General features: G+C 66.8%; 13 protein-coding genes. 5 read left to right on the forward strand and 8 right to left on the reverse strand.

The annotated features are described in order from the left end of the window. Positions 1-10: 10 nt before the first annotated feature. Genes kdpB through kdpF form a run of 3 tightly spaced genes read right to left on the reverse strand, consistent with a single transcriptional unit; the run spans position 11 to position 3938 of the window. Positions 11-2104 carry a potassium-transporting ATPase subunit KdpB gene (gene kdpB, locus FRZ44_RS01965; protein ID WP_151175594.1) on the reverse strand — a complete coding sequence of 698 codons (2094 nt, stop codon included), beginning with the start codon at positions 2102-2104 and terminating at the stop codon, positions 11-13. 10 nt (positions 2105-2114) lie between these two features. Beyond that, entirely contained in the window at positions 2115-3842 is a 1728-nt protein-coding gene (gene kdpA, locus FRZ44_RS01970; protein ID WP_151175595.1) for a potassium-transporting ATPase subunit KdpA, read from the reverse strand. Between the two features lie 9 nt (positions 3843-3851). Continuing rightward, on the reverse strand, positions 3852-3938 hold the full coding sequence (gene kdpF / locus FRZ44_RS27600; protein WP_151180122.1) for a K(+)-transporting ATPase subunit F: 87 nt from the start codon (positions 3936-3938) through the stop codon (positions 3852-3854). A 406-nt stretch (positions 3939-4344) separates the two neighbouring features. Between kdpF and FRZ44_RS01980 the strand changes: the two genes are divergently transcribed. Next, the gene (locus tag FRZ44_RS01980) at positions 4345-4740 is read left to right on the forward strand and encodes a response regulator (protein ID WP_151175596.1); all 396 of its coding nucleotides are present in this window, start codon (positions 4345-4347) and stop codon (positions 4738-4740) included. Here FRZ44_RS01980 and FRZ44_RS01985 read toward each other — a convergent pair. From FRZ44_RS01985 to FRZ44_RS27235, 4 genes are all read right to left on the reverse strand, one after another. Next, positions 4737-6209, reverse strand: a complete 1473-nt coding sequence (locus FRZ44_RS01985; protein WP_191908370.1) for an efflux transporter outer membrane subunit — start codon at positions 6207-6209, stop codon at positions 4737-4739. The two genes, FRZ44_RS01980 and FRZ44_RS01985, sit on opposite strands and share 4 nt — an antisense overlap. A 5-nt stretch (positions 6210-6214) precedes the next feature. Further along, positions 6215-8152 carry a MacB family efflux pump subunit gene (locus tag FRZ44_RS01990; RefSeq protein WP_151180123.1) on the reverse strand — a complete coding sequence of 646 codons (1938 nt, stop codon included), beginning with the start codon at positions 8150-8152 and terminating at the stop codon, positions 6215-6217. A 53-nt stretch (positions 8153-8205) separates the two neighbouring features. Then, positions 8206-9474 carry an efflux RND transporter periplasmic adaptor subunit gene (locus FRZ44_RS01995; protein ID WP_151175598.1) on the reverse strand — a complete coding sequence of 423 codons (1269 nt, stop codon included), beginning with the start codon at positions 9472-9474 and terminating at the stop codon, positions 8206-8208. A 197-nt stretch (positions 9475-9671) separates the two neighbouring features. Then, positions 9672-10640 (reverse strand): helix-turn-helix transcriptional regulator, encoded by a 969-nt coding sequence (locus tag FRZ44_RS27235; RefSeq protein WP_225308510.1) that lies wholly within the window; start codon positions 10638-10640, stop codon positions 9672-9674. Between the two features lie 835 nt (positions 10641-11475). Here FRZ44_RS27235 and FRZ44_RS02005 point away from each other — a divergent pair. The 3 genes from FRZ44_RS02005 (at position 11476) to mscL (ending at position 13822) form a co-directional block, all read left to right on the forward strand. Further along, positions 11476-12735: a TAXI family TRAP transporter solute-binding subunit gene (locus FRZ44_RS02005; protein WP_151175599.1), complete on the forward strand. Its 1260-nt coding sequence runs from the start codon at positions 11476-11478 to the stop codon at positions 12733-12735. Positions 12736-12865: 130 nt separating this feature from the next. After that, positions 12866-13147 carry a hypothetical protein gene (locus tag FRZ44_RS02010; protein WP_151175600.1) on the forward strand — a complete coding sequence of 94 codons (282 nt, stop codon included), beginning with the start codon at positions 12866-12868 and terminating at the stop codon, positions 13145-13147. Between the two features lie 249 nt (positions 13148-13396). Continuing rightward, a complete protein-coding gene (gene mscL / locus FRZ44_RS02015) occupies positions 13397-13822 on the forward strand; it encodes a large conductance mechanosensitive channel protein MscL (RefSeq protein WP_151175601.1) in 426 nt (141 codons plus the stop codon). A 25-nt stretch (positions 13823-13847) separates the two neighbouring features. On the opposite strand, the gene FRZ44_RS02020 is transcribed toward mscL, so the two are convergent. Beyond that, positions 13848-14039, reverse strand: coding sequence for a hypothetical protein (locus FRZ44_RS02020; RefSeq protein WP_151175602.1), 192 nt, complete (start codon positions 14037-14039; stop codon positions 13848-13850). A gap of 139 nt (positions 14040-14178) precedes the next feature. Here FRZ44_RS02020 and FRZ44_RS02025 point away from each other — a divergent pair, with 139 nt between their 5' ends. Continuing rightward, on the forward strand, positions 14179-15969 hold the full coding sequence (locus FRZ44_RS02025; RefSeq protein ID WP_151175603.1) for an adenylate/guanylate cyclase domain-containing protein: 1791 nt from the start codon (positions 14179-14181) through the stop codon (positions 15967-15969). Positions 15970-16009: the final 40 nt, after the last annotated feature.

The following is a 16009-nucleotide window of genomic DNA, read 5'->3' on the forward strand; positions in this document are numbered from 1 at the left end:
GATCCTCGGTTCAGGCGAGGCCGACGGCGGAGATCAGCATGTCGATCAGCTTGATGCCGATGAAAGGCACGATCACGCCGCCGACGCCGTAGATCATCAGGTTGCGGAACAGCAGCCGGGTTGCGGTTTGCGCGCGGTACTTGACGCCACGCAGGGCCAGCGGGATGAGCGCGATGATGATCAGGGCATTGAAGATGATCGCCGAGAGGATCGCGCTCTGCGGCGTCTGCAGATGCATGACGTTGAGGATGTTGAGGCTCGGATAGAAGGCCGCGAACATCGCGGGGATGATGGCGAAGTACTTGGCCACGTCGTTGGCGATCGAGAAGGTCGTGAGCGCGCCGCGGGTGATCAGCAGCTGCTTGCCGATCATGACCACCTCGATCAGCTTGGTCGGATCGGAGTCGAGATCGACCATGTTGCCGGCCTCGCGCGCGGCCTGCGTGCCGGTCTGCATGGCGACGCCGACGTCCGCCTGGGCCAGGGCCGGGGCATCGTTGGTGCCGTCGCCGCACATGGCGACGAGCTTGCCGTTGGCCTGCTCCTTGCGGATCAGGGCCAACTTGTCCTCGGGGGTCGCCTGGGCGAGGAAGTCGTCCACGCCGCTCTCGGCTGCGATCGCGGCCGCCGTCACCGGATTGTCGCCGGTGATCATGACGGTGCGGATGCCCATCCGGCGCAGCGCCGCGAAGCGCTCGCGGATGCCGCCCTTGACGATGTCCTTGAGATGGATGACGCCGAGGAGCCTTGCCCCGCTGGCGACGACCAGCGGCGTGCCGCCGGCCAGCGCGACATCTTCCACCAGATTGTTCAGCTCCTGCGGGACGCGGATCTGCGGGTTGAGCGTCCGGACATGGGCGATCATCGCATCGGCGGCCCCCTTGCGGATCGAGGCCCCCTCGAGATCGACGCCGCTCATGCGGGTCTGGGCCGAGAAGGGGACGAAGGTCGCATGGAGCGGCGCCATCTCGCGGCCGCGCAGGCCATAGCGCTCCTTGGCCAGCACCACGATCGAACGGCCTTCCGGCGTCTCGTCGCTGAGGCTGGCGAGCTGCGCCGCATCGGCCAGCTCGCGCTCGGACACGCCGGGCAGCGGCATGAACTCGCTGGCCTGGCGGTTGCCCAGCGTGATGGTGCCGGTCTTGTCCAGGAGCAGCGTGTCGACGTCGCCCGCGGCCTCGACCGCGCGGCCCGACATGGCCAGCACGTTGAACTTCACCAACCGGTCCATGCCGGCGATGCCGATGGCCGACAGCAGCGCGCCGATGGTGGTCGGGATCAGGGTCACGAACAGGGCGACCAGTACGACGACGGGCACGGCACCGCCGGCGAAGGTCGCGAAGCTCGGGATCGTCACGGTCGCGAAGATGAAGATGATGGTCATGCCCGCGAGCAGGATGTTGAGCGCGATCTCGTTCGGGGTCTTCTGGCGCACCGCACCCTCGACCAGCGCGATCATGCGATCGAGGAAGGTCGAGCCCTGGGCCGCCGTGATGCGGATCTTGATCCAGTCCGACAGCACCCGGGTGCCGCCGGTGACGGCGGAACGGTCCCCGCCGCTTTCGCGGATCACCGGCGCCGATTCGCCGGTGATGGCCGATTCGTCCACCGAGGCGATGCCTTCGATCACGTCGCCGTCGCTGGGGATGGTGTCGCCGGCCTCGACCAGCACGACGTCGCCCGCCTTGAGCTTCAGCGCGGGCGTGCTCTCGAACTGGCGGCCCTTGGGGTCGGTCAGCCGCTTGGCCATCGTCTGCGTGCGGGTGCGGCGCAGATTCTCGGCCTGTGCCTTGCCGCGGCCCTCGGCCACCGCTTCCGCGAAGTTGGCGAAGAGCACGGTGAACCAGAGCCAGAAGGCGATCTGGGCGGTGAAGCCGACGTTCGGATTCCCGACCGCGATGTCGCGGACCAGGATGATCGTGGACAAGGCCGCTACGACCTCGACCACGAACATCACGGGGTTGCGGATCAGGCTGCGAGGATCGAGCTTGCGGCAGGAATCCCAGATCGCGGCCTTGAGAATCTCCGCCGAGATGCCGGCGACGGCGCGCCGGCGCGAGGCGGAGGTCGGGGTGAAGCTGTCGGGTTTGCTGTTGTCGTTCATGATCATGACCTCAATAGAGCGAGCCGGCCTGCAGCTGCAGGTGCTCGACGACGGGGCCCAGCGCGTCCGCAGGCAGGAACGTCAGGCCGCCGGTAATCAGGATGACGCCGATGAGAAGAGCCACGAACAGGCCGTTATCGGTGGGGAAGGTGCCGATCGAGGCAGGCACGAGCTTCTTCCCGGCGAGCGAACCGGCGATGGCGAGCACCGGCACGATCATGCCGAACCTGCCCAGCATCATCGCAAAGCCGCCGGTCAGGTTGTAGAACATGGTGTTGCCGGTGAGCCCACCGAAGGCGCTGCCATTGTTGGCCGTCTGTGAGCTGAAGGCGTAGAGGATCTCGCTGAAGCCATGCGGACCCGCATTGAGCGGTCCCGCCAGGCCGGCGGGCACGACGCTGGCCAGCGCCGTGAAGCCCAGGATCGAGAGCGGCAGGATCAGGATGGCGAGCATCGCCATCTTGACCTCGCGGGATTCGATCTTCTTGCCGACATATTCGGGCGTGCGCCCGACCATGAGGCCGGCAATGAAGACGGCGAGGATTGCGAAGAGCAGCATGCCGTAGAGGCCTGCACCGACGCCGCCGATGATGATCTCGCCGAGCTGCATATTGACCATGGGGATCAGCCCGCCCAGCGGCATCATGCTGTCGAGCCAGCTATTGATAGCGCCGCAGGATGCTGCGGTCGTAATCACCGAGAACAGCGCCGAATTGGCGATGCCGAAGCGGACCTCTTTGCCCTCCATATTGCCGCCGGACTGCAGCGAGCTCGCGACCTGGTCGATGCCGAGATGAGCAAAGGCGGCATTGCCACCGGCCTCGGCCCAATAGGCAACCAGAACGCCCGCCAGAAACAAGATTCCCATGGCGCCCAACAGTGCCCAACCCTGCTTCATGTTCCCGACCATGCGCCCGAAAGTCATGGTCAAGCCGGCCCCGAGGCAGAAGATCAGGACCATCTGGATCAGGTTGGTGATGGCATTGGGGTTCTCGAAAGGATGCGCGGAATTGGCGTTGAAGAAACCGCCGCCGTTGGTGCCGAGCATTTTGATGACGAGCTGCGACGCGACCGGACCCTGCGCGATTGTCTGGTGAGCGCCTTCGAGGGTCGTGGCGTCGGTGTATGAGCTCAGATTCTGCGGCATGCCCTGCCACACCATGAAGAGCGCAACCACGATGGCAATCGGCAGCAGGAGATAGAGGGTGCAGCGGGTCAGATCGACCCAGAAATTGCCGATGGTCTGCGCCGAACGGCGGGCGAAGCCGCGGATCAACGCGACCGCGACGGCGATGCCGGTCGCGGCCGAGACGAAGTTATGGACGGTCAGCCCGGCCATCTGGACGAGATAGCCCAGCGTGGTCTCGCCGCCATAGTTCTGCCAGTTGGTGTTGGTGGTGAAGCTTATTGCCGTATTGAAGGCGAGATCGGGCGCCATGGCACCCATGCCCTGCGGGTTGAACGGCAGATAGCCCTGCAGCCGGAGCAAGGCATAGAGCGAGAGGAAGCAGACCAAGTTGAAGAGCAGCATGGCAAAGGCGTAAGTCAGCCAATGCTGCTCCCTCTTGGGGTCGACGCCGGCGACGCGATAGCAGATCGCCTCGACCGGTCCGAGAATGGGGGTGAAAAAATTGCGCTCGCCCGAGAACAGGCGGGCCATATAAACGCCCAGCGGCACGGCCAGTGCGATGATGATCGCGCAGAAGATCGCGATCTGAAGAATTCCGTTTGTGGTCATGATGGGGCCTCAGAATTTCTCGGGGCGCAGGAGCGCATAAACGAGATAGATGAGGATGGCGAGCGACACGGCGCCGCCGAGGAGGTAATCGAACATCGGGTTGCTCCGGGGGTCGGGTTAGAGCCTTGTGCAGATCGCGGCATAGCCGAGCATCAGGGCAAAGCCCGCCGATCCCAGCACCACCATCAAGACGTCCAGCATGATTGATCTCCGGCCTGACGCCGGCGATCGGAGGCCGGCGAAACTGACATGAATGACGCCTGGGCCAGCCGGCTCGGGCGCAGCCAGAGAAATGCCCTGCTGCCGATAGGAAATCGATAGGAGCGCGGCGCGACGGCTATAGGAGCCGTATGCGGTCGGCCGGCCTCGCGCATAAAGAGCCCATAAAGAAACGCCCGCACGCTTGGTCGGGCCTGCGCCGGCGGCCCTCCAGGGAGACGCGGGGGCGAACCTCCGAACGGAGGATCGACCTGCTTTCTGTCGGTGTTATCCTGGGAACGTCATGATCCCCGGTTCCTCAGCCGCACCGCGCCGTCTCATGGTCGTCGATGACGAGCCGCGCTTTGCGGCTTTCGTCCGCGAAGCGGCGGAGGGGGCCGGCATGCAGGTCGAGACGGCGGGGAACGGCGAGGAGGCGAAGGCCGTCTATCGGCGCTTCGATCCCGACGTGATCGTGCTCGACGTGGTGATGCCCGTCATGGACGGCGTCGAGTTCGTGCAGTGGCTGGGCGAGGAGGGCTGCCGCGCGCGTCTCGTCGTCGTCACCGGCTATAATCCCCATTATGGGCGCCTGGCGGAGAAGCTGGGCCAGGCCAAGGGCATCGGCAGCGTCACGGTCCTCAACAAGCCGGTGCGGCTGCATCAGCTCCTGGTCGCGATCGGCGTGCCCGCGGGCTAGATTCCGGCGATGACCTGCTGATCCTGCCAGCCGCCGCCCATCGCCTTGGCGAGATTGGCCACGGCCTGCAGCCGGGTGAGACGCGCCTGCACCAGGCTGTTCTGGGCCTGAAGCTGGGCGCGCTGGGCGTCGAGCACCGTCAGCAGGTCGGCCGCACCTTCGCGGTAAAGCAGATTCGCCAGCGTCAGCGCCGCCTGCGCCTGATCCGCCGATTCCTGCAGCGCGGCTTCCTGCGCGGCACTGGTGCTTTGCGCCGACAGGGCCACCTCGACGTCGCGGAAGGCGGTCAGTGCCGTCTGCTGATAGGTCTCGGCCAGCTCCTTGTAGCGGGCGACGGATTGATCGTAGTTCGCTTGCCGCGCCCCGCCATCGAACAACGGCGCCAGGAGCGAGGCCGCCAGATTGTAGATCGCGCTTTCCGGCTGGAAGAAGGCCGTCAGCGCGCCGCTGGCAAGCCCGCCGCTGCCGGTGAGCTGGATCGTCGGCAGGAAATCGGCGCGCGTCACGCCGATCTCGGCATTGGCGGCCCGCAGATCGGCGTCGGCCTTGCGCAGATCGGGCCGGCGTTCGAGCAAGGTCGAGGGCAGGCCGGCCGCGATGCCGGGCAGGGTCACGGTGTCGAGGCTGGCATTCTGGATCTTGAGCGCGGCCGGCGGCAGTCCCAGCAGCACCGCGAGCGCTGCCTGGTTCTGGTCATACTGGTTCTGCAGTGCTGGGATCGTGGCGGCGGTGCTCGCCACCTGCTGGCGCTGCTGCGCCAGATCGAGCGCCGAGGCGGCTCCCTCCTTGAAACGAATCTCGATGAGGGCCAGTGTGTCCTGCGAATCCTTGAGGTTCGACTGCGCCACTTTCAGCTGATCGCTCAGCGCCAGCAGCGTCAGGTAGGTGGTGACCACGTCATCCTGCAGCACCAGGTCGGTCGCGGCCGCGTCATAGACGCTGCCTTGGAAGCTGGCATCCGCGCTTTCGAGCGCGGCGCGGTTCTTGCCCCAGAGATCGAGCTCGTAGCCCACCGACAGCCCTGCATTGTAGGAAACCGAGACGTCCGAGGTCCCGCCATTGCCGCCCCGGCTGCTGCCGGCATCGGCCTCGACGGTCGGAAACAGCGGGGCCGCGGCGCCCTTGGCCTGCGCCCGTGCCTGGTCGATCCGGCGCATCGCCGCCAGCAGATCGTGATTGTCGTTGCGTGCCGTCGTGACCATGCGGTCGAGCTCGTCATTGCCAAAGGCGGTCCACCAATGGTCGGACAACTGGTCGGTGGCGGCGCTCGACATGACGGAAGCCGCCGCGTCGCTGGAGAGGGCGGCGGGCGTCACCGTCGCCGTCTGGTTGCGCCAGTCCGCGGGCGCCGGCACGGCCGGCTGTTCATAGTCGGGCACCAGGCTGCAGGCACCGAGCGTCAGCGCCAGGCTGAGAAAGCCCGCCTGGAGCAGGCGGCGCTTGCGTGGCGATTCGAGGGTCTGAACCATCTTCATCACTCGGCGGACAGGGCGACGACCGGATCCAGCCGCGCGGCTTTGCGCGCCGGCAGATAGCCGAACAGGATGCCGGTCAGGAAGGCGCAGCCGAAGGCGGCGAGCGCCGGCGGCAGCGACAGGAGCGTGGGGATGCCGAAGCCGCTGGCGATCTGGCTGGCGAGCAGGCCGAGCAGCACGCCGATGGCGCCACCGATGCCGCAGACCACCACCGCCTCGGCATTGAACTGCAGCAGGATGTCGCGCATGCGTGCCCCCGTCGCCATGCGCACGCCGATCTCGCGGGTACGCTCGGTGACGCTGACCAGCATGATGTTCATGACGCCGATGCCGCCCACCAGCAGCGAGATCGCCGCGACCGAACCCAGCAGCAGGGTCAGGGTGCCTTGCGTCTGCGAAACGGTGTCGAGCAGCGAGGCCATGTTGCGGGTCTGGAAATCCTCGGTCTTGTGGCGCTGGATCAGCAGGGAGGTGACCGCCGCCTGGGTCTCGTCGATCTTTGCGACGTCCTCGACCCGGACCGTGATGCTGCGCACATATTGCTTGCCGAAGACGCGCATCAGGCCGGTCGAGAGCGGCACGAAGGCGACATCGTCCTGGTCGGCGCCGTTGGGCGAAGCGCCCTTGGCCGTCATCACGCCGATGATCTGGAAGGGGATGTTGCTCACCAGCAGATATTCGCCGACCGGATTCGCACCGGCGCCGAAGAGATTGTCGACGACCGTACGGCCGAGCACGATGACGGGCGCGTAGCTCTTGATGTCCTCGTTGGTGAAGAAGGTGCCGGTCTCGACCGGCCAGTCGCGCGCACTGCTGAAGCCGGGCCAGGTGCCGTCGACCGTGGTCGCATAGTCGCGATTGCCATGACGCAGGGTGGCGCCGGCACTGCGCTCCGGCACGGCCTGGCTGACATTCGGCAGACCGGCGATCGCGGCCGCGTCGTCGGGGACCAGCGTGGCGATGTCGCCCGTGCTGCGCATATTGGGGGCGCCGGGCCGGACCAGGATCAGATCGGTGCCCATGGCGGAGATCCGGTCGATCACCTGCTGCTGGCTGCCGTCGCCGACTGCCAGCATGGTGATCACCGAAGCGACGCCGATGACGATGCCGAGCAGCGTCAGCACGGTGCGGAACAGATTGGCGCGCAGCGAGCGCAGCGCCATCTTGATCGCCTCGAGAAAATGCAGCGCCGTCGCGGCACGGCGCGGCCGCAGCAGGGCTTCGTCCGTCGGGGCGGCGATACCGCCGCTGTCGGGCTTCGAATCGTCGGTGATCCGGCCGTCATGGATGCGGATGGTGCGGCGGGCCTGGGCCGCGACGGCGGCATCGTGGGTGATCAGCAGGATCGTGCGGCCCTCTTCATTGAGCTCGCGCAGCAGCGCCAGGACTTCCTGGCCGCTATGACTGTCCAGAGCGCCGGTCGGCTCGTCGGCCAGGATCACCTCGGCGCCATTGACGAGAGCGCGCGCGATCGAGACGCGCTGCTGCTGGCCGCCGGAAAGCTGGCTCGGCCGATGATGGCCGCGCTCGCCCAGCCCCAGCCGCGCCAGCAGCAGCTTGGCGCGCTCGGCGCGCTCGCGATGACGCAGGCCCGCATAGATCGCCGGCATCTCGACATTCTCTGAGGCGGTGACCGTGGAGAGCAGATTGTAGCGCTGGAAGACGAAGCCGAAGACGTTGCGGCGCAGCTCGGCCAGCTCGTCGCTGTCGAGTTCCGCCACGTCGCGACCGGCGACCTTGAGCGTGCCGCTGGTCGGCCGGTCGAGGCAGCCGATCAGGTTCATCAGCGTGCTCTTGCCCGAGCCCGACTGCCCCATGATGGCGACATACTCGCCGCGCCGGATGGTCAGCGACACCCGGTCGAGCGCCACCAGCGCGCCGTCGCCGCTCGGATAGAGCTTGGAGACATCCTCCAGCTCGATCAGCGGCTCGGTCAGGACGTCGGGATCGAAGGCCGGGCCGCCCGCCGCGAAGGCCTGGTTGATCGCGTTCAAAATCCGAGCCTCGCCGGCGGCTGGGTGCGCGACGCGGTCTGGGCCGTCGCCGATGCCGTCGGCAGGACCACCATGTCGCCTTCGGCCAGACCGGCGATCACGGCCGCATTGGCGCGATCGCTGAGGCCGACCCTGATCTCGCGGGTGACGATGCCGGTCGCGGTGCGGACCTTGACCTTATAGGGGGTCCCGGCTTGCGTATCCCCGGCAATGGCGGTCACCGGCTCGAGCGCCGCCACCGGGATCAGCAGCGCGTTCTTGGCCTCGCCCAGGACGAAGAAGACCTGGGCGCTCATCTGCGTCATCAGCGCGTGATCCGGGTTGGCGACGTCGATCAGCACGTCATAGAGGATGACGTCGTTGATCACTTCGGGCGTTGGCAGGATCTGGCGGACGATGCCGGTCCACTGGCGGTCGGACATGCCGAGCGTGCTGAAATGGACGGGCATATCGGTCTTGACCTTGACGATGTCGGCCTCGGCGACCTGGGCCCACACGGTCATGGTGTTGAGGTCGGCGATCCGCAGAATCACCGGCGCCGACTGGTTGGCGTTCAGGGTCTGGCCCTGTTGCGCCGAGATCGAGACCACGGTGCCGTCGATCGGCGCATAGATCTTGGTGTATTGCAGATTGGCGAGGTCGCCATCGAGGGTCGACTGCGCCTGTTCGAGCTGGGCCTGCAGGGCCGCGATCTGGGCGCGCGCCACCGCCTCGTTGGCCTCGCCGGTCTGCAGCACGTCCTGGCTGACCGCATTCTGCTTGTAGAGACGCTGGTTGCGCCCGTTCTGCGACTGCGCCAGGGCGAGCTGGGCTTTCTGCTCGGCGATCTGCGCCTGCAGTATCCGCAGCTGCGCCTGCTCGGACGCGACCTTGGCGCTGAAGACCGTCGGGTCGATCTCGGCCAGGAGATCGCCCTTCTTCACTTCCGATCCGTAGGTGACATGGAGCGACTGCAACTGGCCCGACACCTGGGCGCCGACATCGACATAGTTCTTCGGCTGCAGCGCGCCGACCGCGGTCAGCGAGGCCTCGAGGTCGCCCTTGGTGACGGCGACGGTGGGAACATGGGTGGGCGAGGTCGAGGCGCGCGCGAAATGCCACGCCGCGGCACCGCCACCGGCGATCAGCACCGCCAGCAGCAACGCCAGCCAGAGCCGGCTGCGCCGCTTCGGCTTGCCGGCCGGCGACGCCAGTCGAGGCGCGGTCTGGGTGCGGGCGGGGCCTTCCGCGCGCGCGGGTTTGGTCACTTGCAGGGTGTCGTGCATGGGGTCTTTCGGGCCATCCGCGGGTTCGAAAGGCTGTTCCTCGATCGAGCCCGCCTCGGTGGGGGACGTAGTGGAACTGTCGCCTTCGCCATCCTGTTCCAAAAAGTCACACGGAACAGGTCCCCGATTCCTGCGGCCGGGAGCCCAAGATATTGAAAAGTCTAAATTATCGGCAATGAATCGGGATAGCGCCCCGGTCAGCGATCGAGCAGGCCCAGGGTCCGCGCCAAATGGGCCGCCTCGGTGCGGTTCTTGCCGCCCAGCACCCGCAGGATGCGGTGGACATGGAGCTTGACGGTCGCTTCGGAGAGCTGGAGGCGGCGCGCGATTTCCTTGTTCGAGGCGCCGTTCGCGAGTAGGGCCAGGATGTCGTTCTGGCGCAGGGTGAGCGTCGGGCGCTGCAGGCCGGCGCTGTTGCTGCGATCGCTGCCGGGCCGGCCCTCGCCGCCTTCGGGCGTCGGGGTGCAGATCGCGACCACGGCGGCGCGGCCCGCGATCCGGGTGATCGCGGAAAACCACTCGGTCGGAATGGCCTTGCCGCTGGAGCCCGTGAAGGTCACCGGCATCCGCGAGACGACCGGCTCGCCCCGCTGCCATCCGAGGACGAGATCGCGGACCTCCTGGCGGCGCGAATCGGCGATGCGATCCCAGAACCGGATGCGCCCGATCTCGTCGTCATTCACGGCCAATATCGTCTTGGCCGTCGCATTGGCATAGACGAACCGCTCGCCCTGGATGATGAGCATCGGAACCGGCAGGTCCTCGAGCAGGAAAGAGCGCCAGCCGGCGCCGGCCAGGAGACTGCTCGGCGCGTCCCGCCGGCTGCCGACGAGAAACAGGCCCGGCGAGATGTAGCGATTGCCGGCCAGCACGAAGGCGATGGTTTCGAGGACGCTGTTGGCGGGCGTGTTGCGCTCGATCAACGCGTCGACGCCGTGACGCAGCCAGGTCTGCACCGCGAGATCGTCGAAGCTGCCATAGATGGCGATCTGCAGACGCGGCAGGCGGAGGCGCAGCGCGCTGATCCAACCCTCGGAAGCCTCGGCGGCGGCCGAATCGAGCACGAGCAGCAGGGCCGGCGTTTCGCCCGCCTCGACGCGGGCGGCGATCGCCGCCACCGTGTCCGCCGACTCGACCTCGCCTCCGGTCCGCAACTGTGCGAGCAAGGCACGGATGGCTTCCTGCTCAACGGAGGCCGGGCCAACGCAGACGATCGCGCTTTCTATCGGCCGTCCCTGCTTTTGCATGTCACGGATCACCCCCTTGATTGCTGGGACCTCGATCTGCCGCGATCGGGATCCTTCACGATGGGCACTTGCTTAGGCCAGTCCTCTGCTTCGTTTGTTCCGGCATAGGGTCTATTGCTTAGTCAATTCGATCTATGCGGAGTTTGACGGCGGCGTCAGGTGAGGTGACGGCATCGCCGGCGTGGGATTATTTTCTTATTTTCGGTCGGCACTCCAGATTGGCGGACACGGGTCCGTCACGGGGCGCACTCGGTCTGTAATGTGGGCAGGGCCGATGAGAAAAGTGAGCGCACTGACAACGGGTCCAATCGAATCGCGCGCAGTGTCGCTCTGCGCGTCGCAGCAACAATATGGGATCCTGTCCATGGCGCGAAGCCGATGGCGAGGCCGGACGTGGGCCAGGAAAAATTCCGACAGATTCTATACTCACGTAATCCGCTGATCGCAACTGGCGTTGCGTGCACCGCCAATACAATCCGCGTGCAGCCCGACCGACCGGCCGACGATCTGCGCCGTGCGACGCGGAAACGGGCGCGCTTTAACCATGATCGACCGCGGAGCCCGGTTTCGCCGACGCGCGGGGGCCGCATCGAGAGACGGAAATGGCCGCTCGTTGCGATCGCGATCCCCGATCTCGCGCCTGGCCGGCTCGATTCCGGGGTCTGTCGCGTCGCCTCGGGCCTGAGTTAAGCTTCGCGAGCCCGGGTAGGCGCGACGATGCGCCCCGGCGCGCGACGGGGAAGGGCAACAGCTCTTGCGGGAATTTTTCCGAACCTACGGACTGATCCTGCTGCTGGTCGCGGTCGGATTCTATATTGCGGTGCAATACATGGCGCCGCTCCCGCCCCGGTCGATGAAGCTGGCGACCGGCGTGGCGGGCGGCGTCTATGCCGATATCGGCGAGCGCTATCGAAAGATTCTGGGCGATGAGGGAATCACGCTCGAGCTCGTTCCGACCGAGGGAACCGCGGCCAATCTCGCGCTGCTGACGGATCCGAAGGGCGAAGTCGACGCCGCGCTGATTCAGGGCGGCGTCGGCAGCGCCGATCTGCAGCCCGACCTGCGCGATCTCGGCAGCCTCTTTCTTGAACCGGTATGGGTGTTCTCGCGCGAGGGCAGCCGGGTCCGACGTTTGACCGACCTCGCCGATCAACGCATCGCCATCGGCCAACCGGGCAGCGGAACGCAAATTGTCGCACGTCAACTCCTGTCGGCAAGCGGCGTCGGACCCGGCGAAGCGGAACTGGTCGAGGTCGGCGGCGATCAGGCCGCGGCCCAGCTCGAGACCGGCGATGTCGACGCGGCCTTCTTCGTGAGCGCGCGCATCAGCCCGCTCCTGGCCAGGCTGGCCGCCAATCACGACCTGGTCCTGATGGACTTCGACCGCGCGCCGGCCTTCCGCTATGCGCTGCCGTTCCTGTCGGTCGTGACCCTGCCGGCGGGCACGATCGACCTGCCGCGCGATCTGCCGCGAAACGACATTACGATGGTGGCGCCCGCGGCCCAGCTCGTGATCCGCAAGGAACTGCATCCCGCGCTGGTCCATCTGCTGCTGGACGCGACCGCCAAGGTACACCGGTCGCGCCAGGACTTCGCGCCGGAGGGCCGCTTCCCGTCGGCGACATTGGTCGACTATCCGCTCAATTCCGACGCCGCCCGCTTTCTCGAGAAGGGGCCCTCCTTCTTCTATCGCTACCTGCCATTCTGGGCGGCGGTCTGGGCCGATCGCCTGCTGATCCTGCTGGTGCCGATCCTGACCTTGATGATCCCGCTGTTCCGGCTGGGGCCGCCACTCTATCGCTGGCAGATCCAGCGCAAGCTCTTCAAGCGCTACCGCCAGCTGCGGCGCATCGAAATGGCGGCGCGCGCCGAGGGCGCGGACCGTGAAGCCTTATCGGGCGAGCTCGACAGACTGCAACAGGAACTCAGCGGCCTGAAGATCCCGCTGGCCTACGCCGAGGATCTCTATCATCTGCGCCAGCATATTTCGTGGGTCCGCGCGCGGATGCTGTGATGCGCGAACAGGAGCCGTGACGTTGCGCCGCGGCGCGTCACGGTCGCGGGCTCGGCCCTTCGGCGTCGCCAATGTGCCCGATGACCGAATGACAGGCGGCGACCCATCGTGCCGTCGAGGGCATGGGGGCGTGGGCCGCACGGTGTGTGAGGTCAACGAGATCGCGTCGACCATCGCGGCCGCCGTCGAAGAGCAGGGCGCGGCCAGCCGCGAGATCTCGGCCAGCGTCCAGCGGGCCTCGGCGAGCACGGCCGAGGTCGCCGGCAACATCCACGAGGTGACGGCCGCCGCTGCGGAGACGGGCCATGCGGCCGACACGGTGCTGGAGGATGCGACCGAGCTGTCGGAACAGGCGGCGAAGCTCAATATCGAGGTCGCCCGGTTCTTCGAAGGCGTCCGCAAGGTGGTCTGAACCCACCCTCCGGCTTCGAACGATTCCAGGCCAGGGGCCGTCGGCGCGTGAAGCGCCGGCGGCCTTTTCGCTCATTTCGCCCGGATTCCGGCCGGTTTCGGCGACGGGCCCATCGCGATCCCCGTTGCCGGCGCCCCGAATGCGCTCCACATTCAAGGGAGCGGTTGCGCTTGCCAGACCGCTCGTCCCGGGGCCCGACGGTGGCCGGGCGACGGGTGGCCGCCGCCGGCCTTCAAAAGGGGTATCGATATGTTTCAGGAATTCAGAACCTTCATCAGCCGCGGCAATGTCATCGACATGGCCGTGGGCATCATCATCGGCGCGGCCTTCACGGCAATCGTCGGCTCGCTGGTCAATGACCTGCTCATGCCGCCCATCGGCGTGATCCTGGGTGGGATCGATTTCTCGAATTTCTTCATCAGCCTGAAGGGCGGCGACTACGCGACCCTCAAGGCCGCGCAGGATGCCGGGGTCCCGACCATCAACTACGGGCTCTTCATCAACGCCGTGATCAAGTTCCTGATCGTCGCCTTCGCGGTGTTCCTGCTGGTCAAGCAGGTCAACAAGCTGCAGAGCCTTGGCAAGAAGCCGGCGGCGCCCGCCGCGCCCCCGCCGCCACCGCGCGAGGAAGTGTTGCTGACCGAAATCCGCGACCTGCTGAAGGCGCGTCAGTAGCATCGGCGGCGGCAGGTTCCTGGCGTCACAGCCTGGTCACGCGATCCGGGGCCTGGGCGAGGTTCGTCTGACACCAGAGCCGTCCGGCAGTCTCGGCGTCCTCCGACGTCGGCGCGCCTTCGCCAAGGCCGATCCGCTTGCCGCTCCGCCAGACCGACCATAGGTAGCGGACGCTGCCATCGGGAAGATTCCATTGGTCGATCATCAGCTCGATCATCAAGCGGGACTTCCTGGGGACGGCGGCCCCGGTCTGGTGGCGGGATGGCCGCCGGATGACGTGGTTTTCCGCCAGTGCGATTGAGTAGCCGGGTACGGCGGACTAAAGTCAAACCCCTTTCCGGGCGGCGGAGCGTGGCATGGTGATGAGCGAAACCCGGCGACGATTGGCGGCGATCCTTGCCGCCGACGTGGTCGGCTTCAGCCGCCTGATCGAGATCGATGAGGACGGTACGGTGGCCGCGCTCACGCGCCATCGCCGCGACACCATCGATCCCCTGATCGTCTCCCATGGCGGGCGCGTCTTCAAGACCATGGGGGACGGGCTCCTGGCCGAATTTTCGAGCGTGGTCGAGGCGGTGCGCTGCGCCGCCGCGGTGCAGGAACAGATCGCGGCCTTCAATCGCGAGGTGCCTGCCGACCGCCGCCTCGAGTTCCGGGTCGGAATCAATATGGGCGACGTGCTGGCCGTCGCCGACGATCTGCTGGGTGACGGCGTCAATATCGCGTCGCGGATCGAGGCGGTGGCGGCGCCGGGCGGGGTGGTGCTGAGCGACGACGCGATGCGCCAGGTGAACGGCAAGGTGCCCTTCGCCTTCATCGATCTCGGCGAGCATCGCCTGAAGAACATTGCCCGGCCGCTCCATCTCCATGCGCTGGATCGGGCCCGCGACGGCGTCAGTCCGACGCGCAGCGTGAGGCGCGACCTGACCCTCCCGGATCGGCCTTCGATCGCGGTACTGCCCTTCGACAATCTGAGCAGCGATCCGGCCCAGGCGATGCTGTGCGACGCCATGGCCGAAGACATCATCATCGACCTGTCGCGGTTTCACTCCCTCTTCGTGATCGCGCGCGATTCCTCGTTCCTCTATCGCAGCCGTCCGGCCGATGTGCGCCGGATCGGCGCCGAGCTCGGCGTGCGTTACCTGCTCGAAGGCAGCCTGCGCCGCGCCGGCGGCAAAATCAGGGTCACGGTGCAGCTGATCGAGACCGCCACCAGCCACCATGTCTGGGCCGAACGCTACGACAAGGAGGCGGCGGAGCTGTTCGCGCTGCAGGACGAGGTCACGCGCGCGATCGTGGGCCGGCTGGTCAACCGGCTGCAACGCGCCGATCTCGAGATCGCGCGCCGCAAGCCGCCCGACAGCCTGCAGGCCTATGAATATTGGTTGGCCGCGACGAACGCGCATGAGCTGGGCACGGCCGAAGGCCATGCCGAGGCCAAGGCCCTCTATGAGAAGGCCCTCGCCACCGATCCCCGCTATGCGCGCGCCCATGCCGGCCTCGCCGAGCTCTGCTATATGGAATTGCTGGTGGGAGCCTGGGGCCAGCCGCGCGAGCCGATCCTGGAAGAAGCCCTCGAGCATGCCCGAAGATCGGTCGAGCTCGACGAGAGCGACGCGCAGCCCCATGTGATCCTGGGTTGGGTCCATATGATGCGCCGCGAGTTCGACCGGGCGGTCAAGCATTGGGCCATCGCCGACGAGCTCAACCCCAATGACGCGGAGGTCACCATGTCGCGGGCGACCGCCCATGCCTTCCTCGGCGAGCCCGAGGCGGGCCTCGAGATGGCGGAGGCGGCGCTAAGGCTCAATCCCTATTGTCCGGACTGGTATCTGTCGGACAAGGCGGTGATTCATTTCATCGCGCATCAATATGAGCCCGCGCTCGCGATCTATGGCTCGATCGGCGAGCTCTACCCGCACTCCGCGCTGTGGCATGCGGCGGCCGCGGCCAAGGCCGGTCGCGCAGAGGAAGCCCAGGCGCAGGCCGCCGCCTTCCTGGCGCAGGCCCAGCAGAGCTGGGCGGGGGATCCGAAGGCGACGCCGACCGATCAGGTCAATTGGCTGGTGGACAGCCTGCCCTTCAAACGCGATGCCGACGTCGCGCATTTCCGCGAAGGGCTGCGCAGCGCCGGCCTGCCGATCTGAGGCGGTCGGGCTTCGGTCGGCCCGAAGCCCCAGGCCCTCT

Source organism: Hypericibacter terrae, from assembly GCF_008728855.1.
Lineage (GTDB): Bacteria > Pseudomonadota > Alphaproteobacteria > Dongiales > Dongiaceae > Hypericibacter > Hypericibacter terrae.